This is a genomic window from Desulfovibrio sp. 1214_IL3152 (genome assembly GCF_036763055.1).
Classification (GTDB): domain Bacteria; phylum Desulfobacterota; class Desulfovibrionia; order Desulfovibrionales; family Desulfovibrionaceae; genus Desulfovibrio.
In genome coordinates this window covers 1-5,319 of record NZ_JBAIYW010000415.1, presented here as the reverse complement: position 1 = coordinate 5,319, position 5,319 = coordinate 1, and the positions used below count along the sequence as shown (strand labels likewise).

At 54.1% G+C, this 5,319-nt stretch carries 6 protein-coding genes; all 6 read right to left on the bottom strand.

Annotated elements, in window-relative coordinates; all coding sequences use genetic code 11:
• The coding region (locus V6C07_RS08840; protein ID WP_333536039.1) for a mannose-1-phosphate guanylyltransferase at positions 1-697 on the bottom strand (697 nt) is incomplete at its 3' end.
• A gap of 629 nt (positions 698-1,326) precedes the next feature.
• Complete coding sequence (locus V6C07_RS08835) at positions 1,327-1,746, bottom strand: GtrA family protein (RefSeq protein WP_333536038.1); 420 nt, start codon at positions 1,744-1,746, stop codon at positions 1,327-1,329.
• A complete protein-coding gene (locus tag V6C07_RS08830; RefSeq protein WP_333536037.1) occupies positions 1,739-2,716 on the bottom strand; it encodes a glycosyltransferase in 978 nt (325 codons plus the stop codon). Before V6C07_RS08830 ends, V6C07_RS08835 begins: the two co-directional genes overlap by 8 nt.
• A gap of 21 nt (positions 2,717-2,737) precedes the next feature.
• Positions 2,738-3,313 carry a hypothetical protein gene (locus V6C07_RS08825; protein WP_333536036.1) on the bottom strand — a complete coding sequence of 192 codons (576 nt, stop codon included), beginning with the start codon at positions 3,311-3,313 and terminating at the stop codon, positions 2,738-2,740.
• Positions 3,314-3,447: 134 nt separating this feature from the next.
• Entirely contained in the window at positions 3,448-4,038 is a 591-nt protein-coding gene (locus V6C07_RS08820) for a hypothetical protein (RefSeq protein WP_333536035.1), read from the bottom strand.
• Positions 4,039-4,304: 266 nt separating this feature from the next.
• On the bottom strand, positions 4,305-5,319 hold a 1,015-nt coding region (locus V6C07_RS08815; RefSeq protein ID WP_333536033.1), incomplete at its 5' end, for a phosphomannomutase.

The following is a 5,319-nucleotide window of genomic DNA, read 5'->3' as shown; positions in this document are numbered from 1 at the left end:
AGAACGCGCCGTCCGCCGTGCGTCCTTCCCAGGCGGCGCGGCAGGCTGCATGTATTTCTGGGGCGAAGCGTTCAAGCTCTTTCAGGAATACGGAAGCGCGCAACAGGAACATGCCGCTGTTCCACCAAAAGCCGCCCTGATCCAGCATGGCCTGAGCGGTCACCGCATCGGGCTTTTCCACAAAGCGGGCCACGCGGAAGCCATCGCCCAAGGCATCGCCCTGTTCAATATAGCCGAAGCCCGTTTCCGGGCTGGTGGGCGTGATGCCAAAGGTGACGATATGCCCTTGTTCCGCCAGAGCCGCGGCAGATGCCACCCCCTTGAAGAAGGCGTCTTCATCGTTGATGGCATGGTCGGACGGCAGCACCAGCATGAGGGGATCCCCGCCGTTGCAGGTAAGGGCAAAGGCCGCGAGAGTGATAGCCGGCGCGGTATTGCGCGGTGCGGGTTCTAAAAGAATGGTGGCGCGAACGTCACATTCGTACAGCGCTGCGGTCACGTAAAAGCGATGGTCTTCATTGCAGATGACCACAGGCTCCAGCCCCCTCGGCGTACGGCGCGCCCGCAGGAGCGTGTCCTTGAACAGGGTGCGTCCTTCGCCCAAATCCACAAATTGTTTGGGATATGTTTCCCGCGAGAGCGGCCACAAACGGGTCCCGCTGCCGCCGCAAAGTATGACGGGAGCAATGCTTTGCATGAATGTTCTCACTGATATTCAAATAGGTATTTTACGCTGCCTGCTGCATGCATGTCCACTGCGGCGCACGTTGCAAAAGTTACACCATTTCAAGATATAGAACAAGACCACTGTGCGTTCCGGGCCCGGCGCTTACGCCGGAACCGTGCCGCCCCGTGCTGGGGTGCTCCGCAGATAGGATGATTGAACCGGATTAAGCAGAGGCCCTGTCCATCCATGCAAGCGTGGGCTATGCACAAAAAAACACCTAGTCACAGAGCCACAACCATGGAGGACAAGCTTATGAAAAAATTACTGTATGTGGAAATGAACGTCCATAAGAAAAACATGTCATGGCCTGCGCCGTTGAAGGCGAAGACGTAAGGGGACTTGGCCCCATTGTGAACACCCCCATCGCTCTGGATACTGTAATACAGAAGTGCTCCCCAAAAATCGGACAGGTGTGATAACTACTCAACGAGACAAGGAGAACACACATGTCCAACGTAAAAATCATGTTCCACCCTTCAAAGCCTTGTTTGCTCTGGAAATTACGACTGGTGAGAAAAGCATTGCAACTGTAATCTGGCTGGCATGCGCCCGAGGATAATCAGCGGTTTCTTACTTCCGACACTGCAGGGGAAGATGTTTTATTTTTTAGAGCGCAACGGTACAAAGACAACTTTTGCAGAAAGGATAAAGTTGACTACAAGCCCTCCCGTGGAGCCAAAAACCAGAGGAACTATGGGAATGTTCCATAGACTGGGAATGGCCTTTACAGTCAGTATAAAAATGCCTGTATTCGTGAGCGCGCCCAGGATTTGCACCCCGAAATAGCGGACACCTTCTGCCCCTGGAGGGTTTTGTGAACGAAACGTGAGTTTACGGTTCAGCCACCAAGTGGACAAAACAGCCAGCGGAAAGGAAACGGCCCGGCCCCATATGGGGCCGAGGGAGGAATGCTGTGCGATCAGGGTCAGGGTTATGGCTTCAATGATAAAACCTATCCCGCCCACTAGGACAAAGCGAAAAAAACTGCTGCGAAAAAAATCGCCCTTACCTTTATTCACGGGGCAGGCCGCAAGGTTTTTTGTACGTCTTGCTCAACAGTTCACGTTCAAAGCGGGCTCTTTCCTGATGGGCAATGGTATCCAGAATCAAACCTACCGAGGCAAGTAGCAGGGCCACAATTTCGCAGCCCGAAGCAAGGATAGCCAGAGGCACGTGAGACACATAGCCAGTATTGAAGTATTCTTGCAAAACGGGCCAGCCCGCCAGTAAGCCGCTGATGGCCGCTATCAGAGCCGCGCCGAAGAAAAAGCGTAATGGCTTATAATAGCGCAATATCTTCCCAATAACAAAGATTACCCGCATGCCGTCCCGCATGGTGCTCAATTTGGAAAAACTGTCCGGCGGGCGATCCTTATACCGCACTGGGATTTCTAAAATCGTCATACGTTTGTCCAGGGCGTGCAAGGTCACATCCGTTTCAACTTCAAAGCCGTCTACCAGGATGGGGTAGGTTTTGACAAAGCGGCGGCTGAAGGCGCGGTAGCCGCTCAGGATGTCAGACAGACGTGCTTGAAACAGGCCATTAACAAGTTTGCGAACAAGAATGTTGCCCACATTGTGAAAAGCCCTTTTGTTTTCTGATGCGTAGTCTCCTTCGCAATGCCTGTCCCCCACCGCCATGTCCGCTTCTCCGGCGAGAACGGGCGCCAGAAGCTCCTGTGCCTGGCTTGCCGGGTACGTCATGTCGGCATCTGCAAGCAGGTATACATCTGCTTCTATTTCCATAAAAGCACGGCGCACCGCACAGCCCTTACCGGGGCGCGGTTCGTTAATAACCCCGCCGGTACAGCCCAGGCGTGCCATTGTTTCTTTGGCGACAGACTCTGTTTTATCGGAGGATCGGTTGTTAACTACCCAAATGGCGGCCTGCGGCAGTGCCTGATAAAAATCTTCTATGGTTTTTCCTACAGTCAGCTCTTCGTTATACGCAGGAAAGATGACGGCAATTTTTTTTGCGCTAAAAGTCATGAAAAACGCCTCGCTATGTGCCTATATGCGCTCGGAAGTGTCATAGTTGGGGAGGGTGCAGTTGCTCTCATGCTGTATTTCCAGCTGCGTCCGAGGCTTGGGCAGGGCCAGAAGCATCAGTACTGTTGCCGCAATGCCGGGCCACAATATCAGGTTTATAAAAGAGGCATGCTTGATGCCCGATTGCCCCGGCAGAATCCCTATCCAAACTATGGGAATAAGAGCCGGGAGCAGCGCAGGCCACAAACCGGTAGGGGGTGTGGGGCGCAACTTGCGCCAGCGTCTGAACAGCAACGCGTATAAAGCCAGGCCAAGAATCCAGTGTAAATGTATGATATTTCTATAAAAAGCAAGAAAAACCATGCCAAAGCTACGGTTGGGATATTTTTCCAGAGTAACTCCAAAGAGTTGCTCTCGGCTTGGCTGATAAAAAACCTCCAGCAAGGACCATTTGAGCAGCCAGGGCAGTACAAAGGCTGCCGCCCAGCCCACGCTGCCCCAAAAGATTGCGGCGATAATGTCGGTGGATGTGCGCCCGTCACTCCACAATGATAAAGAATAGCAGAGCAGGGGCAAGCCCAGGCTTAAACTGCCCATATTCAAAAAACTGCATAAGGCATCTACGGTGCCAAGCAGCCCAAACAGGACTAAAGGTGGTAGGCGGTGGCGAAGCAATACCGCCAGAACGGCTCCGCCCAGCACTACCCAGAACTGTGCTGCATGGGTAACGATTAAAAAACATTGGCTGATTGGGTGACAAAAAATGTCAAAACAATTGCCAGAGCGTACGAGAGGTTCAGGCTGTGTTTCAGTACGCCCAGCAGAAGCAGCAAGAGTGCAGACGTTATGCAGAACGTCAGCAGACGGACGTTTTCTATAGAAAAAAAGGTGTACAAGGGTTTAAGAAAAAGCTGATAGCCATGCACATAGCGCATGTATGGGTAGCCGCCAGTAAAGTCTGATGTGGTCGCCCGCAGCAAACCGCTGCATTCGCCAAAGGTGTTCATGAACAGCAGAGATTCTGCACTGGGCTGCATTGTGGTGGCGATGCCGATCCCCACACATTCCGTGTACATATCCAGTCGGGGGCTGATGAGGTGGAGCCAGTCGGGCTTTGGGTAGTTATCGTCAAAATACCCAGCGGAGGCGGCCTCTTGGAGATGTTTGCGCAGTGGTTCCTGAGGCAAAAAAGAGAATAAAAAGAAGAGAATATATACAGCAAAAAAAAAGAGCAGCGTATTTTTTATGAGTGCGAGCATTTCTCGGGCATGAGGCCGCGCTGAAAAAATTTTAGAACACGATGCACAGAAAAAATTTATCATGAGTTTGCCTGGCTGGTGCCGACACAAGTTGATCGGACACTTGCAGTTATGCGTTTTAGTAATTTGTTGCCGGCCTGATTGATGCCTGGGGGTGGCTTTGATGGCTGTCTGGCCTGGCGTTGTTTTTAAATAACTGCAACATGTTAACATTTAAGGATGATTCGTAGTTTGTTCATCTGGGAAAAAGCAAGAAAAAAGTGTAGCCAGTGACAATCTGCAGATCAGCCCGCAGCCTCCGCCGTAACAGCCCCACAGTGCTCCGGCGTTTACGCCGGAACCGCGCCGCCCCGTTCCTCCAGCAGGCGCAGGAGTTCGGCGGTCTTGTCTTCCAGCAGGACACGGTTGCCGCGGGTTTCCACATTGAGGCGCAGGAGCGGTTCGGTATTGGACATGCGCAGGTTGAAGCGCCAGTCGGCAAATTCCAGGTTTACGCCGTCCATGCTGTCCTCGTAGAGGGCGCCTGGGGCGTACAGTTCCCTCACAAGCTTCATAAGGGCAGGCGCGTCCTGCACGCGGCGGTTGATTTCGCCGCTGCACGGATAGGCGTTCATGCGCTCGGCCACAAGTTCCGCCAGGGGGCGACCTGTGCGGTGCAGTAGTGTTGCCGCCAGCAGCCAGGGCAGCATGCCGGAGTCACAGTAGGCAAAATCACGAAAATAGTGGTGTGCGCTCATTTCGCCGCCATATACGGCGTCTTCGGCACGCATGCGTTCCTTCATGAAGGCATGGCCGGTTTTGCCCATGACAGGCTGGCCGCCTGCGGCAAGCACCATTTCACGGGTGTTCCAGTAGACGCGCGTGTCATGAACCACCTTGCCGCCGGGAGCGCGCCGCAGCAGTTCCTGTGCCAGCAGACCTATGCAGTAGTAGCCCTCAATGAAATTGCCGTTGCCGTCATAAAAAAAGCAGCGGTCAAAGTCTCCGTCCCAGGCGATGCCCATATCCGCTCCGGCCTCGCGCACGGCAGCGGCGGTGGCGGCGCGGCGTTCCGGCAAGAGCGGGTTGGGTACGCCGTTGGGAAAAGAGCCGTCAGGTTCCATATGCAGGCAGGTGAAATCAAAGGGCAGGTTTTTCGTCAGTTCGCGAAGCACAAGACCCGCGCAGCCGTTGCCCGCATCGGCTACAATCTTGAGCGGCTTGCGCCCCGGAGCCGTAACAAGCTGTTCCGCGCCGCTGTAGGCGAGAAGCCAGCGTACGTACTCAGCCCGGAAGGAAACCTCATGCAGCGCAGGGCATGCTGCATCCGAACCGTGCGGGCGTCTGTGTTCCGTCAGCAGCTCA